17 protein-coding genes are annotated in these 17419 nt (G+C 54.1%); 16 read left to right on the forward strand and 1 reads right to left on the reverse strand.

All coding sequences use genetic code 11. From position 1 onward, the window contains the following. The first annotated feature begins 38 nt into the window (after positions 1-38). The 13 genes from MKY96_RS07590 (at position 39) to MKY96_RS07645 (ending at position 11634) form a co-directional block, all read left to right on the forward strand. Positions 39-1322 carry a M20 family metallopeptidase gene (locus MKY96_RS07590; protein ID WP_340939546.1) on the forward strand — a complete coding sequence of 428 codons (1284 nt, stop codon included), beginning with the start codon at positions 39-41 and terminating at the stop codon, positions 1320-1322. A gap of 241 nt (positions 1323-1563) precedes the next feature. Beyond that, on the forward strand, positions 1564-2541 hold the full coding sequence (locus MKY96_RS07595) for an ABC transporter ATP-binding protein (protein ID WP_340939547.1): 978 nt from the start codon (positions 1564-1566) through the stop codon (positions 2539-2541). Continuing rightward, positions 2538-3500, forward strand: a complete 963-nt coding sequence (locus MKY96_RS07600; protein WP_340939548.1) for an ABC transporter ATP-binding protein — start codon at positions 2538-2540, stop codon at positions 3498-3500. Before MKY96_RS07595 ends, MKY96_RS07600 begins: the two co-directional genes overlap by 4 nt. Positions 3501-3700: 200 nt before the next feature. Next, entirely contained in the window at positions 3701-4153 is a 453-nt protein-coding gene (locus MKY96_RS07605) for a hypothetical protein (protein WP_340939550.1), read from the forward strand. A 31-nt stretch (positions 4154-4184) separates the two neighbouring features. Beyond that, positions 4185-4487: a transposase gene (locus MKY96_RS33890; RefSeq protein ID WP_445671425.1), complete on the forward strand. Its 303-nt coding sequence runs from the start codon at positions 4185-4187 to the stop codon at positions 4485-4487. Continuing rightward, positions 4409-5362: an IS3 family transposase gene (locus MKY96_RS07610; protein WP_445671476.1), complete on the forward strand. Its 954-nt coding sequence runs from the start codon at positions 4409-4411 to the stop codon at positions 5360-5362. The genes MKY96_RS33890 and MKY96_RS07610 overlap by 79 nt, the downstream gene beginning before the upstream one ends. Positions 5363-5928: 566 nt before the next feature. Then, positions 5929-6939, forward strand: coding sequence for an acyltransferase family protein (locus tag MKY96_RS07615; protein WP_340939551.1), 1011 nt, complete (start codon positions 5929-5931; stop codon positions 6937-6939). Between the two features lie 90 nt (positions 6940-7029). Then, on the forward strand, positions 7030-7455 hold the full coding sequence (locus tag MKY96_RS07620) for a hypothetical protein (RefSeq protein ID WP_339310445.1): 426 nt from the start codon (positions 7030-7032) through the stop codon (positions 7453-7455). 131 nt (positions 7456-7586) lie between these two features. Continuing rightward, positions 7587-8825 carry a D-alanyl-D-alanine carboxypeptidase family protein gene (locus tag MKY96_RS07625; protein ID WP_445667781.1) on the forward strand — a complete coding sequence of 413 codons (1239 nt, stop codon included), beginning with the start codon at positions 7587-7589 and terminating at the stop codon, positions 8823-8825. Between the two features lie 172 nt (positions 8826-8997). Continuing rightward, positions 8998-9351 (forward strand): anti-sigma F factor antagonist, encoded by a 354-nt coding sequence (gene spoIIAA / locus MKY96_RS07630; RefSeq protein WP_036727462.1) that lies wholly within the window; start codon positions 8998-9000, stop codon positions 9349-9351. Then, on the forward strand, positions 9348-9803 hold the full coding sequence (gene spoIIAB / locus MKY96_RS07635) for an anti-sigma F factor (protein WP_036727460.1): 456 nt from the start codon (positions 9348-9350) through the stop codon (positions 9801-9803). The genes spoIIAA and spoIIAB overlap by 4 nt, the downstream gene beginning before the upstream one ends. An 11-nt stretch (positions 9804-9814) precedes the next feature. Then, positions 9815-10570 (forward strand): RNA polymerase sporulation sigma factor SigF, encoded by a 756-nt coding sequence (gene sigF / locus MKY96_RS07640; protein WP_076084301.1) that lies wholly within the window; start codon positions 9815-9817, stop codon positions 10568-10570. Positions 10571-11094: 524 nt separating this feature from the next. Further along, positions 11095-11634 (forward strand): RNA 2'-phosphotransferase, encoded by a 540-nt coding sequence (locus MKY96_RS07645; RefSeq protein ID WP_340939554.1) that lies wholly within the window; start codon positions 11095-11097, stop codon positions 11632-11634. A gap of 105 nt (positions 11635-11739) precedes the next feature. Here MKY96_RS07645 and MKY96_RS07650 read toward each other — a convergent pair whose 3' ends face one another. Beyond that, the gene (locus MKY96_RS07650) at positions 11740-13917 is read right to left on the reverse strand and encodes a YDG domain-containing protein (protein ID WP_340939555.1); all 2178 of its coding nucleotides are present in this window, start codon (positions 13915-13917) and stop codon (positions 11740-11742) included. 285 nt (positions 13918-14202) lie between these two features. On the opposite strand from MKY96_RS07650, the gene MKY96_RS07655 reads away from it, so the two are divergent. The 3 genes from MKY96_RS07655 to MKY96_RS07665 all read left to right on the forward strand — a co-directional run bounded on the left by MKY96_RS07655 (position 14203) and on the right by MKY96_RS07665 (position 17354). Further along, positions 14203-15798 carry a sigma-70 family RNA polymerase sigma factor gene (locus MKY96_RS07655; RefSeq protein WP_340939557.1) on the forward strand — a complete coding sequence of 532 codons (1596 nt, stop codon included), beginning with the start codon at positions 14203-14205 and terminating at the stop codon, positions 15796-15798. 131 nt (positions 15799-15929) lie between these two features. Next, complete coding sequence (locus MKY96_RS07660) at positions 15930-16658, forward strand: metallophosphoesterase family protein (protein WP_340939559.1); 729 nt, start codon at positions 15930-15932, stop codon at positions 16656-16658. Positions 16659-16745: 87 nt separating this feature from the next. Beyond that, positions 16746-17354 (forward strand): TetR/AcrR family transcriptional regulator C-terminal domain-containing protein, encoded by a 609-nt coding sequence (locus MKY96_RS07665; protein ID WP_076084289.1) that lies wholly within the window; start codon positions 16746-16748, stop codon positions 17352-17354. The last annotated feature ends 65 nt before the right edge of the window (positions 17355-17419 follow it).

The raw sequence follows: 17419 nt of genomic DNA on the forward strand, positions 1-17419 counted from the left end.
GGCGTGCAGCCTGGAACACAAAGGAGAATTCGTAACCCATGACAGACTGGAAAAGCAAAGTGCTGGAGGCCATTGATGCCGGGCAGGAGGAACTGCTTGCGCTCTGCTCTCAGCTGATCCGTTACCCTTCGGAGAATCCGCCGGGCGATTCACGGGAGATCAGCGCTTATATTATTGGTTATCTGAAAGAAGCCGGTATCGATACCGCGATCTATCCGGCCACCGAAACCATGTTCAATCTGGTGTCCACACTGGGCGCAGGCGCGGAGGAGCGCACCGGCAAAAAGCTGATTTACTGCGGACATACCGATGTCGTTCCGGCGGGAGACCGCTCGCGCTGGGATTTCGATCCGTTCTGCGGCGATATCGTGGATGGCTATCTGCTGGGCAGAGGGGCTTCGGATATGAAAGCGGGCCTGGCCGGGTTAATCTACGTCACTGCACTGCTGTCGAAGCTGGGCGTTCCGCTGCAAGGGGACCTCTCCCTGCTGATCGTGCCAGATGAAGAGACCGGCGGTCACCTCGGGGTTCCCTGGGTGCTGGAGCGCGGCCTGATTACCGGAACCGCCGCTGTGATTGCCGAGCCTTCCGGCCCGCTGAATCCGACCATCGGGCAAAAGGGCAGCTGCTGGTTCGAATTCACCGTGGAAGGCACACCGGGTCACGGCAGCTTGTCGCCTGTGGTTGGAGACAGCGCCATTGTGAAGGCCGCCAAGGGCATTGAAGCCTTGCAGCGCCTGTGGGATATCAAAGTGGACATTCCCGAGGAAGTTAAGGAGATTATTCGCATCTCGCAGGATTACGTGAAGGGCAGCGAAGAAGAAGATTCCCTCGCCTATCAGGTATTCGACCATGTGACGGTCAACATCGGAACGATTCAGGGCGGAACCAAGGTGAACGTAGTGGCGGACCGCTGCACCATTCAGGTCGATTCCCGTGTACCGTTCGGGGTAGACTATCGGGATGTGCTGGACCGTGCCCGCTCCCTGCTGCTTGAAGCCGGCATTGAATCCGAGGTCAAGGGCTTCGGCTTCCAGGGCAATGCCAACTGGACCTCCAATGAGGAGCCGGTGGTCAAGGACCTGGTTGAGAGTATCTGTGAGGTGAGCGGGGAAGAGGCATACGGTGTGCTGCAATGGGCCTCCAGCGATGCGCGCCATTTCCGGACGCATAACATTCCCGTTCTGCAATACGGACCGGCCGAGCTGTCAACCATTCATAATTTCAACGAGAAGGCTCCTGTCTGGCAGATTATCCAGTGTGCGAAGGTGTATGCTTTAACGGCACTTAAATATCTGGGCGTAGAGGATAAAGAGAGCTAATTACACAACAAGGGAACCGATTTATATAAGAGGCACTAAAGAAATAAACAAAAAGCAAAAGAAGCGGAGGGGAAATTTGGAACTGAAGGAGCGGTAGCGACCGCTTTGTCACCGGATTTCACCCGCGAACAGCGGATTGAATCAAGAAATCTGGGGATGGGCAGCGGCCGGAAGTCCAAATGTTCACCGCAGTGACGACGAAGCTTCAAGTTTTAATTTGTGTATTTAAGGAGGGGCAATCATGACAGAACTGCTGGAGGTATCAGGGCTATGCACCGAGTTTCAGACAGCGGCGGGTACGATCCGTGCGGTGGACGGCATCAGTCTGTCAGTGCGCAAGGGAGAGACACTGGGCATTGTAGGTGAATCCGGCTGCGGCAAAAGCATCACCTCACTCTCCATCATGCAGCTGCTGCCGAAGCGCATCAGCCGGATTGCTTCCGGCCAGATCCGCTTCGAGGGCAAGGATATGCTGGAGATGTCGATGAATGAGGTGCGGAATATCCGGGGGAACCGGATTGCGATGATTTTTCAGGAGCCGATGACCTCGCTGAATCCGGTGTTCAAGATCGGCCGCCAGATCTCCGAATCCGCCCGTTACCATCTGAAGCTGAGCAAGAAGGAGGCGGCTGAGCGGGCGGTGGAGATGCTGCGCAAGGTAGGGATTCCCCGGCCGGAAAAGATTGCCCAGCAGTATGCCCATCAGCTCTCCGGCGGGATGCGGCAGCGGGTGATGATTGCGATGGCGATGGTCTGTAACCCCCAATTGCTCATTGCCGATGAGCCGACGACAGCGCTGGATGTGACGATTCAGGCACAGATCCTTGATCTGATGCGGGATTTGCAAAAGAACGAGGGGATGTCAATCCTGATGATCACGCATGATCTGGGGGTCGTCGCCGAGATGTGCGACCGGGTCGTCATCATGTACGCGGGTCAGATCGTCGAGGAGACGGATGTGGCTACCCTGTATAGCCAGCCGCTGCATCCCTATACTCAAGGGCTGCTGGCTTCCCTGCCCCAGCTGGCGGGGGATGAGGACCGCCTCAGCTCGATTCCGGGCCAGGTGCCGAATCCGGCCAATCTGCCGCCCGGCTGCCGGTTCGCGCCGCGCTGTCCTGTAGCGGTGGACCGCTGCCGGGAGCAGCTCCCGGAGCTGCTTGAGGTACAGCCGGGCCACACATGCCGCTGTATCCTGCAGCAGGAGGGAGTACTATGACCACATTACTGGAAGTCCGCAATCTGAAGAAGCATTATCCGATCCGCCGGGGCTTCTTCTCTAAGCAGGTAGGTGCAGTCAAAGCCGTTGACGGCATAACCTTATCCGTTGAGCAGGGAGAGACGCTGGCTGTGGTCGGAGAATCCGGCTGCGGGAAGTCGACCACCGGACGGGCCATTCTGCGGCTGATTGAGCCGACAGAAGGCGAGATTATGTTCGGCGGCACCGATGTGCGCAGCCTGAATACCGAGCAGCTCCGCAGGTTCCGTACCGATATGCAAATGGTGTTCCAGGACCCTTACGCTTCGCTCGACCCCCGCTGGACCGTCCAGCGCATTCTGGAGGAGCCGCTCCGTACCCACGGATCAGCTCCCGCCGGAGAGCTGAAGAGCCGGGTTGAGCAGCTGATGGAGGTGGTGGGCCTGTCCCCCTATCAGGCCCACCGTTTTCCCCATGAATTCTCCGGCGGCCAGCGGCAGCGGATCGGTATTGCCCGCGCGCTTGCGCTGAATCCGAAGTTCATTGTCTGCGATGAGCCGGTATCGGCACTGGATGTCTCCATCCAGGCCCAGGTGCTGAATCTGATGCAGGATCTGCAAGAGCAATACGGTCTTACCTATATGTTCATCTCGCATGACCTGTCAGTCGTGAAGTTCATCAGCGACCGGGTGGCCGTCATGTACCTGGGGCGGATTGTCGAGCTGGCGCCGACGAAGGCACTCTTCGCGAAGCCGCTGCATCCGTATACGCAGGCGCTGATGTCTGCCGTTCCGGTGCCGAATCCGGGCCTGAAGAAGCAGCGCATCGTCCTGACCGGGGATGTTCCGAACCCTGAGACTCCGCCCACAGGCTGTGCCTTCCACCCCCGCTGTCCGCATGCGATGGACCGCTGCAAGTCGGAAGCGCCGGTGCTGCGGGAGCTGGATTCAGGCCATCAGACGGCCTGTCATTTGTATTAAGCATATGTGCAGTGTGAGGAGGGGCCATCCGGCAGCGGGTGGCCCTTTGCTATTGCTGGATGCGGAAAACAGCATACAATAGGCTCACACGCAGGCCCGTGGAGCAAATGTATGCGGAAAACAGCATACATTGTTCTCGCACGGAGGCCCGTGGGCCGAATGTATGCCGAAAACAGCATACAATATGCACACACACAGGCGTGTGGTCCAAATGTAATCGGAAAACCGATCACATTCGGCGCTGCGGAGGCGCGCGGTCCAATGTAATCGGAAAACCGATCACATTCGGCGCTGCGGAGGCACGTAGTCCAAATGTAATCGGAAAACCGATCACAATCGGCGCTGCGGAGGCGTGTGGTCCAAATGTAATCGGAAAACCGACCACATTCGGCGCTGCGGAGGCACGTGGTCCAAATGTAATCGGAAAACCGATTACATTCGGAGCTGCGGAGGCGCGTGGTCCAAATGTAATCGGAAAACCGATCACATTCGGCGCTGCGGAGGCGCGTGGTCCAAATGTAATCGGAAAACCGATCACATTCGGCGCTGCGGAGGCGCGCGGTCCAAATGTAATCGGAAAACCGATCACATTCGGCGCTGTGGTATTATCCCCTTTAAGTAGACACTCGAAAAAACCTCATGTGTTAACATGAGGAAATGAGTGAACTGGGAGGGGATTTTGGTATGGCCAAAAAGGGACAAGTGTTTCAATCGTACACGGAGGCATTCAAGAAAGAGGCTATTCAAGCTTATTTTACAGGAGGTGAGAGCTATAAGGTCGTCTCCGACAGGTTGGGGATTGTGAACTGTACCCAGCTTAAAGTATGGGTAAAGAAATATCGGAATGGGGAGCCACTCGATACACCAAAAGGGGCAACAAGCCCTTTAAAAGGACGTCCACGTTCTACATTTGCCAGTATAGAAGAAGAACGAGATTACTTAAAGGCACAGGTGGACTACTTAAAAAAGCGGTATCCAAATCTATAAAGGGAGGGAAGCTTGGACTACACGACAAATACGCCATCCTTGAAGAACTACGTGACCAACATGGCGTCACCCGCCTATTAGCCATTGCAGAGGTATCGCGGGCGAATTACTACAAGTGGCGAGGTACACAGGCTCGACGAATGGAGGCCCATGAGCAAGAGCACGCTATGAAAGAGCATATGGTGGCGATTCACCTGGCTCATCCCTATTTCGGGTACCCTCGAATGCAGGCAGCCCTGCGGGAGGCAGGCTACCTCGTCAACCACAAGAAGGTATGGCGGCTCATGAAAGAGCTATCGATCCAGTCCGTCATTCGCAAGAAAAGGCGTCGTGCGGGCTCTGCTCCTTCCGTGGTCTACCCGAACCGATTAAAGCGTAAGTTTCATGCGACAGCACCTCAGCAAAAGCTAGTAACGGACATTACGTATATCTCAGACGGCACCCGCTTTTATTATCTGTCTGCGATTCAGGACCTCTTCAACAATGAAATTGTAGCTTGGCAGATCTCGGAGCGAAACGACGTAAACCTCGTCTTGGATACGGTTGAACAGTGGACACGGAAAAGAGACGTGTCTGAGGCCGTGCTCCATTCGGACCAAGGCTTTCAGTACACGTCTCAGGCGTACAACACACGATTAGAGGCATTCAGCGTCAAGGGCAGCCACTCTCGCAAAGCAACCTGCCTGGACAACGCCTGCATCGAATCCTTCTTTTCGCATCTGAAGACAGAAAAGTTGTACCTTCACCAGTGTAAGTCAGAAGCAGAGATTCATCAAGCGGTTGAGGATTATATCTATTTTTACAATTACCAACGTTTTCAGGCGAAACTGAAACAGCGTGCGCCGATTGAGTATCGGCACGCGCTGGCTGCTTAGCTTTTTTTGTCTGTCTACTTGACAGGGGTATGACCACTGCGGAGTTGCGTGGGTCCAATGTAATCGGAAAACCGATCACATTCGGCGCTGCGGAGGCGCGTGGTCCAAATGTAATCGGAAAACCGACCACATTCGGCGCTGCGGAGGCGTGTGGTCCAAATGTAATCGGAAAACCGATCACATTCGGCGCTGCCGAGTTACGTGGGTCCAAATGTAATCGGAAAACCGATCACATTCGGTGCTGCGGAGTTGCGCGGGTCCAATGTAATCGGAAAACCGATCACATTCGGCATCCCGCCTCCTACTTCCCCGCACCATACCGGACGCTTTTCCTGCCTGCTACGTCACCGGCAACACCGCCGGACTTTAGCCCTATTTATTACCCGGATGGGACAACGTCTCCCGTCTAGGCAGAATGACTTATTTTTACAGAGTTTGCTCCGTTGTTAAGTGAATATCCTTTCAGAAATAACACTGAAATATTTCATCGGAATTTGAAAATAAAAACAAACCCTTTTATAATTACTTTAAATTAAAACTGATTTGGGAGGAGATGGGAGGAAGACGTGAACAAACCACGACAATTATGGATTGATGCCGCCAAGGGATTCAGTATTATTTTTGTAGTAATGGGCCACTCCGGCGATGCGGCAGCGAATCATTATCTGTCCTGGTTCCGGATGCCTTTGTTCTTTATGCTTAGCGGACTTGTATTTAAGCCGGTTGAACCCGGGCGGTATTTGGGCTGGGCAGCCAAACGGACCAAGGGGCTGATGACTCCCTATTTTGCCTACGGACTCCTGATTGCGGCAGTGCTGCTGCTGTTCAACTTCAATGTAAAAGGGTTCGCCGAGAATATAGCGAGACTGCTCTACGGGGGACTGTCACTTACGGGTCCTTACGGAGTGTTCTGGTTTATCACCTGCCTGCTGTTCACCCAACTGCTCTTCGGATACATTGTCCGTTATTCCCGCCGCACGCAATTTCTCCTGATCGCTTCTGCTTACCTCATGTCACATCTCATCTCCCTGACCTCGCTCAAGAACTTCAATCTTCCCTGGAATGCAGATGTGTCCCTGCTCGCCATTACGTATTATGCGATCGGATTCTACGGCAAACAGGCCATCCCTGCGCTAATCCGCCGCTATTCGGCGCTGCCGGTGCTGCTTCCGTTATGTGTTCTTGTGCTGCTGCTGGAGCGGACAGGTGTCCTTCAATACAGCCTGAATATGAAATACAAGGAGTATACTTCGCTGCTGCTCGATCTGGCCGTGCCGCTGCTCATCTCATTGACTATCTGCGCCGCTGTGTACCGTCTCTCGAAGCTTGTTCCGCTGGACTGGATGGGCAGTCTGGGACGCAATTCCATTGCGATTATGTACCTGCATTTGCCTTTGAATTACGGGCTCAAATATCTCCTCGGGACGGATTACGGGCTGTTGCCCTTTACGCTGATCGGAGTGGGGGTGCCGCTGCTGGCCGCCACTTGGGCGGTACGTTCTCCTCTATTGTCCAGACTGTATCTCGGGCATAAGGGCAGCAGCCGTCCGGCAGTGAATTATAGCAACGCACGCTAGATAAATAGGTGATACTAGTGATAGAAATGCACAAGCTCTTTTTCATATCTTTCATATACTTTAGTAGAATATGAAAAGGAGTGATCATGCGTGGCCAAAACACTGTTGGATTATAACGCATCCGTAGTTACACCTATTACTAACGGGGTCTCCATACCTGTTCCCATTTCTCCGGCAGGGATACAGATTGCAGGAACATCGGTTTATATCGATCCCGCAGTTCCAGGACATTTTCCCAATAAGGTTGAACTGAAAGCTACCATCGGCGTGGATGTTACGCTGGATACGCCCAATGTGCTGGTCCGTATCTGGCGGGCAGGTACAGAAATCTTCTACGCTCGGACAGAGCTGGAGGAGAATTTCAATGACGACGGTATTATTTCGCTGCATATGGTAGATGTCAACGTTCCGGCCGGGGTCCAGAACTATCAGCTGATTGTAGAGAACCAGGATGTCGGCTCCGTTGCTACAGTGGTGGGACCTGTAATTTTCAGCGCTTTGGCTATCGGCGGCTAGGCTATCATAGCAGTACCGGAAAGGGGCTTTCTCAAGTATCTGTGAAGATACCGGGTGAAGCCCTTTTTTTTGTGCGTGAAATGGAATAATTTCCTGCGATTCTGACGAAACTGGAACACAGTACCTGTGAAATGAAGGTTAAGTTCAGGAGGGGAACCATTGTGAGGAAAATTCGTTATGTTACGCTTGTGCTGTGCATTGCTGTATCGGTTCTGGGAGGCGCTACCGGAGCCTGGGCCGAGGAAAAAGCCAAAGGCACCGCAAATTCCGGCAATGCCGGAGGGGCGGCGGCGGAGCTGGCGCCGGGGGCGCGTTCTGCCATTCTGATGGATGCCAGCACGGGCACGGTCATCTATGAGAAGAACAGCCATGATAAACTTCCGCCGGCCAGTATTACCAAGATTATGACCATGCTGCTGACGGTGGAGGCGCTGGACGAGGGCAAACTGCAGCTGACCGACAAGGTGCGGACCAGCGAGTATGCGGCATCGATGGGCGGTTCGCAGATTTTTCTGGAGCCGGGTGAAGAAATGACGGTTGACGATATGCTGAAGGGCATCGCGATGGCCTCCGGCAATGATGCTTCCGTAGCTATGGCGGAGAAAATCGCCGGCTCGGAGAGCGCCTTCGTCGATCTCATGAACCAGAAGGCGCAGGACCTGGGCCTGAAGGATACTCATTTCGCCAACTGCAACGGCCTGCCGGCTGCGAATCATTATTCCTCCGCGCATGATATTGCCGTCATCAGCCGGGAGCTGCTGAAGCATGAGCAGATTATCAAATACACCGGCTCTTATCAGGATTACCTGCGCAAGGATTCCACCAAGCCGTTCTGGCTGGTCAACACCAACAAGCTGGTGCGGTTCTACACGGGGGCTGACGGGCTGAAGACGGGATATACGTCCGAAGCGAAGTTCTGCCTGTCGGCGACAGCGGCCAGAGACGGCCTGCGCGCTGTAGCAGTGGTGCTGGGCGAGCCGAACACCAAGACCCGCAACAGCGAGGTCTCGGCGATGTTCGACTACCTCTTTTCCCAATATAAATTGCATACGATTCACAAGGAAGGCGACACCATCGGCACGGTGAGGATTGAGAAGGGCGTGAAGTCGCAGCTCCCGCTGGTGGCGAAGGAAGACTATAGTGTCCTGCTCCGCAAAGGAGTAACCCAGGAGGGGATCCGCCATGAGCTGGTGCTGAATGAGCAGGTGAAGGCTCCGGTGGCCGAAGGCCAGACGGTCGGCAAGCTGGTGGTCTACCAGGGAACCGGTGTCCTGAAGGAATACGAGCTGAAGGCAGGCGAAACGGTAGCCAAGGCGGGCTGGTGGAAGCTGTTCAAGCGGGCAACGGGCGCTATGTTTACGAATGATTAATTTCGTGCATTTTGTAGATTGAACCAGGGGCTTTGTGTAAGTTCTTAGGGGTTTTCTTCTAGTTTTGTCGTGAGGCAGGAATCCTCAATTGCGGTGTAGAAACCTTGTCCTTGTAGGGGAAAGAAATAGTTACAGGGCGGTTGTCCAAGCAACGAAGAGGAGAGTGGCAAGCATGAATTCTCATGTGGAGATGGAGCATCACCGGGGTGTGCTGATTGTCCGGTTGTCCGGGGAACTGGACCATCACGCAGCCGATTATGTACGTATGGATATGGATGAAGCGATTATGCGGGGCCAGGTGGAGCATCTGATCCTGAGTCTCAAGGAGCTGCAGTTCATGGACAGCTCGGGTCTCGGAGTGATTCTGGGGCGGTACAAGCTGATCCGCAGTAAGGGCGGCAAAATGGCAGTCTGCGATGCCACAGCGCCTGTGAAGCGCCTGCTGGAAATGTCGGGCCTGTTCAAAATCATGCCCCTATATGACGACGAGAGCGCTGCACTCTCGGATTTGGAGGTCGCGTTATGACTAGTAGCGAAGCTCGTAACTTCATGAGTGTCCAGTTTGCCGCGCTGTCGGAGAATGAATCGTTTGCACGTGTGGTAGTGGCTGCCTTTGTCTCCCGGCTCGACCCGACGATGGAGGAGCTGAATGACCTGAAGACGGTCGTCTCGGAGGCCGTCACCAATTGTATTATTCACGGTTATGACAGTGATCCCGCAGGCGTTGTCAGCATATCCGCTTCGCTTGAGAATGAGACCGTGCATCTGACGATTGAGGATAAGGGCCGGGGCATTGAGGATCTGGAGCTGGCCCAGCAGCCGCTGTATACCTCGAAGCCGGAGCTGGAGCGGTCAGGTATGGGCTTCACCATTATGGAGAATTTCATGGATGAATTCGAGGTTATCAGCGAACCGGGACGCGGAACCTCAATCTCCATGAAGAAAACCATCGTCTCGAAAAAAGCTTTATACAATTAGGGGTTGGAGCCATGGATGCAGAAGCAAAAAAAGCTCCGCCGACCTATTTGGACGATGCGGAGGTCAAACGTCTAATCGCGCTCAGTCAAGCCGGGGACCATACGGCCCGCGACACGCTGGTCAACTGCAATATCCGCCTCGTCTGGTCGGTGGTGCAGCGGTTTATGAACCGCGGATATGAACCGGATGATTTGTTCCAGATCGGCTGTATCGGACTGCTGAAGTCCGTTGATAAATTCGACCTCAGCTATGAGGTCAAGTTCTCCACCTATGCGGTGCCGATGATTATCGGCGAGATCCAGCGGTTCCTCCGCGATGACGGCACGCTCAAGGTCAGCCGCTCGCTGAAGGAGATGGCCAACAAGGTGCGCAAGATGAAGGATGAGATGTCCAAAACGCTCGACCGCCTCCCGACCATCGGTGAAGTGGCCGAAGCGCTGGGCGTCACGCCCGAAGAAATCGTCTTCGCCCAGGAAGCCAACAAGCCGCCGACTTCGATCCACGAGACCGTCTTCGAGAACGATGGCGATCCGATCACGCTGATCGACCAGATCGCCGACGAGTCGCAGGAGCGCTGGTTCGACAAGCTGGCCTTGAACGAGGCCATCGGTGCGCTAACCGAGCGCGAGCGTCTGATCGTGTATCTGCGCTATTACCGTGATCAGACCCAGTCGGAAGTCGCCAGCCGCCTCGGCATCTCGCAGGTGCAGGTGTCGAGGCTGGAGAAGAAGATCCTCGCGAACATCCGCGAGCAGATTGCGCAGTAAGGGTGGAAGTTACAGCGCGTCTCGGCTGATACTGCCGCAGCTCAGTAATTCCGATACAGCAGTCGGGTTAGCTGTGGTGCTTAGCAAGAGTTAAGTATGTGATGTACAGTGACGGGTGCAAGGGAGCCGCCTCCTAGAGGGGCGGCTTTTTGCGTGCACTCAAAGTGAGACCATGCCCCCCACTGCCGATCATTGTACGAACCGGACTCAGATTCCCTTATTTGGCCGAAACGTCTCTTTGTGAGCCTGAAACGGACTGAGATTCCGTTATCTTGTCTTTTCGGCTTCTAATCAAGCGAAATCCAGCTACTAGCGGATTCTGAGTCCGCGTGCTCCGGCATATCCGGCTCATACGCAGACATAGCGGAATCTCAGTCCTCTTTGCTTGTTGACGGAGCACACCTATGGCCTTGCGCATGGTTATACCGGAAGCTTCACATATGCTAAACTAGGCTAAACTCGTAACAATCGATGATTTTGAATACTGACAACAATGCTAAATGACTATGGAGGGCTAAACACAGATGGATTATGCAAAGCTCAGCAAAGAGGTCTCCTACGCCCTGCGTCACGCACCGTGGGAATATGAACTGGAATTGGATGCACAGGGATGGGTGGATATCGAGCAACTGCTCCACTCGCTGCATCAGGACAAGAAGTGGGAATCCGTCGGTGCAGAGGATCTGGACAAGATGATCGCAGCATCGGATAAGCAGCGGCACGAGCTTGCGGAGGGCAGAATCAGGGCGCTGTATGGTCACTCTGTCCCGCAAAAAATAATCAAGCAAAATGAAACTCCGCCCCCCATTCTGTACCACGGTACAGCCAGGCAATGGGTGGAGACGATTCTGCACGAAGGACTGAAACCCATGAAGAGGCAGTATGTTCATTTCTCGGTGGATACGGATACAGCGAAGCTGGTGGGAGGACGAAAGGACTCAAGTCCTGTGATCTTAACCATCGATGCCGGGCGGGCCGCACAGGAAGGAATCAAGTTCTATCACGGAAATCATAATATCTGGCTCGCAGACTATATTCCGCCCGAATTCATTGCTAACTTGTAGCCTAGTTTATCCAACCCCAACTAATTACAACAAAAGCGCCCCAACCAGCCGGTTCACGGCTCGCGGGACGCTTTTATCTTTTGCCATATGTTCACAAATCTCTTCTTAAGGCGCTACAATCACACCTGTGGAAATCATATAATTCCCCGGTGCCGCATAGTTACCTGCATCGTCGCCGGATAAGGTGTAGACCACGGTGATAAGTTTGCCGCTGCCCGCAGCGGCATCGCTGTAGGTTGCGGTTGCACTGACGGTAACATCATCCCCCGGAATAACTCCGATCAGGGTACCTGGAGTGATCTGGGCCGATGTATTCCCGTCATAGAGCTTAGACTCTGTGAGAACGGGTGCTGTAATGTCCAACTGTAAGGCTGTGATAATACCTGTATTAATGGAATAGCTAACAGGTGGGAAATAGTTACCTGCATCTGCTCCTGTTAAGGTGTAGGAGATGGTGATGATTTTGTCCACACCGACATTAGGAGTGTCATAGGTCCCGGCGGCATGTACAGTCACATCATCCCCGTCGATGATACCGTTTACCGCACCAACGATTACCGCTGCCGCAGTCGTTCCGTCATAGACTCTGGAGCGTGTGATCTGATCCCGGTCAATCTCCCCGTTGGTGACAATGTAGCTCGCAGGTGCAATATAATTGCCCGCATCTGCTCCGCTAAGCGTATAGACTACAGTTATGGTCTTGTTCGTCCCAACGGCTGATGTGTCATAGTTGGCAACGGCGCTCACAGTGACATCTTCTCCGGGAACTACCCCCATAAGCTGTCCGGGAATCACCGCTGCTGCCGTGGTTCCGTCCTTGAACTTCGCCAAGGTCAAATTCGGAGCTTCGATGGTTAACGGATGGAGTGCGATGCTGCCCGTATTCACGATATAGGGAGCAGGTGCGATATAGCTGGCTGCCTGGGCTCCGCTTATTGTATAGGTAACGGTTATCGTCTTGTGAACCCCAAGCTCTGCACTGTTGTAGGCAGCAGAGGCATGAACATTAACTGTGTCTCCGGCCAATACACCGGTCAGGGAGCCCCCAGTTACAGCTGCTGAAGCAGTGCCGTCATAGGTTTTGGACTCTGTCAAGGAGGCAGGAAGCCCTATAGTCAGTTCAATCGCTCTAACCTCAATCGTGCTGGAAGGGGCCGAGATATTGCCGGAGGCATCTACAGCATACACAACATAATGACCGGCAGGCAGACTCTGCGTATTCAGCGGGGAATAGACGGAGGCGGTTACCGCCAGCTTTTTACCCAGAGCAGCATGAATAGAATCCTCCAGCCCCGTTGTAGTTCCGACCATTGTGGAAGGAACCAGGTACAAATAACCCGCTTCGTTGCTTGTCCCGTACACGTTATCTCCTACAGTAACCGCTCCAAGGGTCACACTGGTAAGTAGAGGGGCTGACGTATCACCCGGATCAGGAGTAGGAGTGGGTGTTGGTGTAGAGCTAACTGTGGGGATCGGCGTAGTTGCAGGAGTGGGTGTAGGTGCCGGTGTTGGTGTAGCTGTAGGCGCAGCCGTTGAATCGGAAGGGACATAGGTGCTCCGAACCGGCGTAGGTGTAGCAGTGGGTGTAAAGGTTGGACTAGCTGTCGGCGAGGCGGTTGCTGAGGATGTGCCTCCACCATTTACTGGAGTATTAGCCGGAGCCGCCTCAATAACTTTGGTGCGCGTTAAGGACACTACGGCTTCCGCACGGGTAATATCTCTGCCGGGTCTGAAGCTGTTATCTTCGGAGTAACCCTTCATGACTCCTGCCGCAGCCACGGCATTGACAGAATCCAGTGCCCAGGCGGCAATATCCTTGGAATCGCTGAAAAGAGTGCGGGTCTGCGCGGCATCCAGCTTCAATAACCGGTTGATGATCACAGCGGCCTCCTGTCTGCTGATGGTCTTGCCGCTACCGATTGTACCATCTGAATATCCGTTGATATATCCGGCTTTCACGGCTTTGGCAACCTCAGTGTAGGCCCAGCTGCTTGAAGAGAGGTCCGGGAAGGAGACAGGTGCCGTTTCAGTGAATCCGAAGGCGCGGTTGATGAGCGCTATGAACTCTGTTCTCTTCAGACTATTGTCCGGTTTGAAGCTGCCGTCGGCATATCCCTGAATGAACCCTTTGTCAACCCAATCGGTAACTTCGTTCTGTGCCCAGTGGCCAGTGATTCCAGTTAATGAAGGAGCGGCAGCGCCAGTAGCTGTTCCGGTCGAAGAATATAGTGCAGTTGCTATCATTAGTGTGGAGAGTACAAGCTTGCCCGGTTTATGATTCAATATTAAGCCTCCCGAAAGTGTATTGTCTTCGCTGACATAGGCCTTGGGTATCACTAGATCCTCCAGGGTAACAGACTTGGCCTCCGAGCTGGGCTAAATGAAATAATAGTAACACATATCATTCGAAATTAATTTAAATAAATATAATCATTACAAATTTAATTTTCCAAAATATAAATCTAACACTGGTCAATACATTCTGGACCCTCTTTGTAACCTTTTCATCCCGGACCGGCACTTATCATTAGAACACTATAAAAATACAGAAATGAGGTTTGCAGACGTATGCTGCATTGGATTGAAAAGGCGCAGAAGGGCGATGCCGAAGCCTTCCGGCAGCTTAGCGGGCATGTCCGTGGGATGGCTTACGTAGTGGCCTACGACAGGCTGGGAGATGTGCAGCTTGCGGAAGACGCGGTACAGGAAGCCTTGCTGGAGGCGTATATGAACCTTGCCAGCCTGCAGGAGCCTGCGGCGTTTCCGGGATGGTTCAAAACCATTGTGGTCAGGCAGTGTCACCGGCTGCTGCGGCGTAAGCGTCAAGCCCTGCTGCCTCTGGAGGCAGCGGTGCATGTCGCAGGCTCTTCTCCCGGCGCAGCGGAGATTGTTGAATACCGGGAATGGACACAGGTGCTCCACAGGTCAGTGTCGGAATTGTCTGCCAAGCTGCGGGTACCGCTGCAACTGTTCTACTTCTACGGGTACTCGCTTCAGGAGATTTCCGTGTATCTGGGTCTTCCCGTCGCTACGCTGAAGAAAAGGCTGTATGACGGCAGACGCAAGCTGAAGGGGGCATTGCCTGTTGTCGATCTGGCGGCTGCATTTCATTTGTTACATGAGGGAGGACAGCGAATGCTGCATATTGTGAATGGTGACACGGTGGGAGACAAGCTGAAGCAGGGGATTGTCCAGGGGGAGGTGCTGGTGTGGAGAGAGATCTATTCGGCGGGACCGGTATTCATCGATCCGGCGGAAGAGCAGAACCGGCTGCTGCGGGCGGAGGTGCTACAGGCCACGATGGGCATTCCGGCGGCTGAATATCTGGCGGGCTGTGCGGAGCAGGAGCGGAGGATTAGCGGATTCCGCCAGTATGATGAGGTGGTGCTATGGTTCGAGCATGATCTGTTCGATCAGAGTATGCTGGCCTATCTATTACACTGGTTCAATGGGCAAAAGCTGGGCAACACGAAGCTGAGCCTGCTCTGCATCGGAGAATTCCCCGGGATTGAGCTGTTCCATGGTCTGGGACAGCTGACGGAAGCTCAGCTGAGTACCCTGCCGGGAACCTGGCAGAATATCGGCCGCAAGGAGCTGCAGCTGGGAAGCCTGCTGTGGGAGGCCTATGCCGCTGCCGATCCCCGGAAGCTCGCAGACCTGCTTGCGGCGAAGCGGGAGGAGCTGGCTGCGGGCGCGCTTGCTTTTGCCTATGATGCCTTCAAGGCCCACCTCTCCCGTCTGCCTTCTGTAGAGAACGGTCTCGGGATCGTCGAACAGACCACCCTCCAAGCTGTAGCTAACGGAATGGATACGCCGCTTAAGCTGTTCCGTCAGGTTACGGATGAGCTGCACCGGCTTGGCATGGGCGATACGGAATACTGGAAAATCCTGCGCACACTGACGGCCGGGACGAAGCCTCTGCTTGAGATTGACGGTGCGGCAGAGCCTACAGACTACAGGGAAGTACCGGAATTCCTGAACCGCAGCGTTACGCTGACTGCATGGGGAGAGAAGGTGTTGGCCGGAGCAGTCGACCGGTTATACCTGCAAAGTATCGATGAATGGTACGGCGGCTTGCATCTGGAGGGGAATGACGCCCTCTGGCGCTGGGACCGTGCTGCGGAACGGCCGGTACAGCATCCGTCATCCGCGCGGATGGAATAGAATGTAACCAGGAGGTTTCCCTGCTAAGCTGAACGCTTGGCGGGTGAACCTCTTTTTTGTGTTAGTATAATGAATACTCCAGGTCAAGACAGTTTCATCTGAAGAAGGAGGAGAGCGGCATCAGAACATTAGTGATCAGTGACATTCACGGTTGTATAGAGGAGTTCAACCTGCTGCTCCGCCGGGCGGAGTATAACCCTTCCAGGGATCAATTAATCCTGCTGGGCGATTATGTGGACAGGGGGCCGGACAGCAGGGCGGTCGTGGAACAGGTGAAGCGGCTTGCCGAAGCGGAAGGGGTGATTGTGCTGCGGGGCAACCATGATCAGATGGCCTGCGATGCGCTGGCGGGAGAGGATGATAAGCGGGATACCCACTGGATAACCAATGGGGGATTCCACACCCTTCTGAGCTACTGCGGAGGGCGGGATTCGGTGCTGCTGCACCCGGATTCAGGCTGGAAGGATTACACGGAGATGAAGCGGTTCATGCGTACGGAGTATAAGGAGCATCTGGATTTCCTGGGTTCGTTGCCTTACTACTATGAGACGGAGACCCATCTGTTCGTTCATGCTGGCATTAATCCTTCCCTTGCCGACTGGCGGATGCAGCGGGAGTATGATTTTATCTGGATTCGGGAGCCTTTCTACAATCATCCTGTAACTTCTACGGAGAAGACGGTTGTATTCGGCCATACCTCTACGGTAGATCTGCAGGACGGGGCAGGCGTCTGGTTCAGTCCGCTGGGCGACAAAATAGGCATCGACGGCGGCTGCGTGTACGGGGAGCAGTTGAACTGCCTTGAGATTAGCGAAGCGGGATACAAGACCTATGCAGTCCGGCTGGGGGAGCGGGAGTAACAAGAGCTGCGGAGCAGGCGGGATGAAAACAAACTCTCAATTGGTTATAATTGGAATATAAAATCCAAGCGCTCACAGGAGGCAGAGATGTCCAATTCACTCTTAACGAAGAACGCGTTAGCCCGGTCTCTGAAGAAGCTTATGCTCACCAAGCCCCTGAACAAAATAACGATCCAGCAGCTCACAGCGGATTGCGGGGTGACCCGCCATACGTTTTATAATCATTTTCAGGATATCTATGAGCTGCTCGGCTGGATCTACAAGTCAGAAGTGATTGAAGGACTGGACCAATACTGCTGCTGGGCGGGCTGGAAGCAAGGATTCTTAAGCGTCCTGCGTTACACCGTAAATAACAAAACGATCTGTCTGAATACCTTCCATTCGCTGGGACGCGAGCATCTGGAGCAATTCCTGTACGGAGTGATTTACCGCGTCATGATCAGCGTAGTGGAGGAGCTGGACGGGCAGGCGTGGCCGGGACAGGAGCAGATTCCGGAGCCTGTGAGAATGCAGGCCAGACTCGATATAGCCGATTTCTACACGCTGGCCATCCTTGAACAGGTGATCCACTGGCTCAGAGCCGGGGCGAATACAGATCCGGCCGGAGTGGTGGACAAGGTATCACGGATTATGGACGGATGCATTGCCCGGGGGCTTGAGCATTATCAGTCTGCAGTTCATCCGGTGAAGTTATGACACAATATCGGGCGGATGTGTAATCCCTGGACAGTTGCGTCCGGCTGTCCATAGAATCCCTGGTT

The organism is Paenibacillus sp. FSL R7-0302 (assembly GCF_038006885.1).
Lineage (GTDB): Bacteria > Bacillota > Bacilli > Paenibacillales > Paenibacillaceae > Paenibacillus_AQ.

What these genes read in the sequence shown, in the direction of transcription:
- spoIIAB (WP_036727460.1), top strand. Translation starts at nt 9,348, where the DNA reads ATGACTAGTAGCGAAGCTCGTAACTTCATGAGTGTCCAGTTTGCCGCG.
- sigF (WP_076084301.1), top strand. Translation starts at nt 9,815, where the DNA reads ATGGATGCAGAAGCAAAAAAAGCTCCGCCGACCTATTTGGACGATGCG.
- MKY96_RS07655 (WP_340939557.1), top strand. Translation starts at nt 14,203, where the DNA reads ATGCTGCATTGGATTGAAAAGGCGCAGAAGGGCGATGCCGAAGCCTTC.
- MKY96_RS07595 (WP_340939547.1), top strand. Translation starts at nt 1,564, where the DNA reads ATGACAGAACTGCTGGAGGTATCAGGGCTATGCACCGAGTTTCAGACA.
- MKY96_RS07645 (WP_340939554.1), top strand. Translation starts at nt 11,095, where the DNA reads ATGGATTATGCAAAGCTCAGCAAAGAGGTCTCCTACGCCCTGCGTCAC.
- MKY96_RS07665 (WP_076084289.1), top strand. Translation starts at nt 16,746, where the DNA reads ATGTCCAATTCACTCTTAACGAAGAACGCGTTAGCCCGGTCTCTGAAG.
- MKY96_RS07625 (WP_445667781.1), top strand. Translation starts at nt 7,587, where the DNA reads ATGAAGGTTAAGTTCAGGAGGGGAACCATTGTGAGGAAAATTCGTTAT.
- MKY96_RS33890 (WP_445671425.1), top strand. Translation starts at nt 4,185, where the DNA reads ATGGCCAAAAAGGGACAAGTGTTTCAATCGTACACGGAGGCATTCAAG.
- MKY96_RS07600 (WP_340939548.1), top strand. Translation starts at nt 2,538, where the DNA reads ATGACCACATTACTGGAAGTCCGCAATCTGAAGAAGCATTATCCGATC.
- MKY96_RS07590 (WP_340939546.1), top strand. Translation starts at nt 39, where the DNA reads ATGACAGACTGGAAAAGCAAAGTGCTGGAGGCCATTGATGCCGGGCAG.
- spoIIAA (WP_036727462.1), top strand. Translation starts at nt 8,998, where the DNA reads ATGAATTCTCATGTGGAGATGGAGCATCACCGGGGTGTGCTGATTGTC.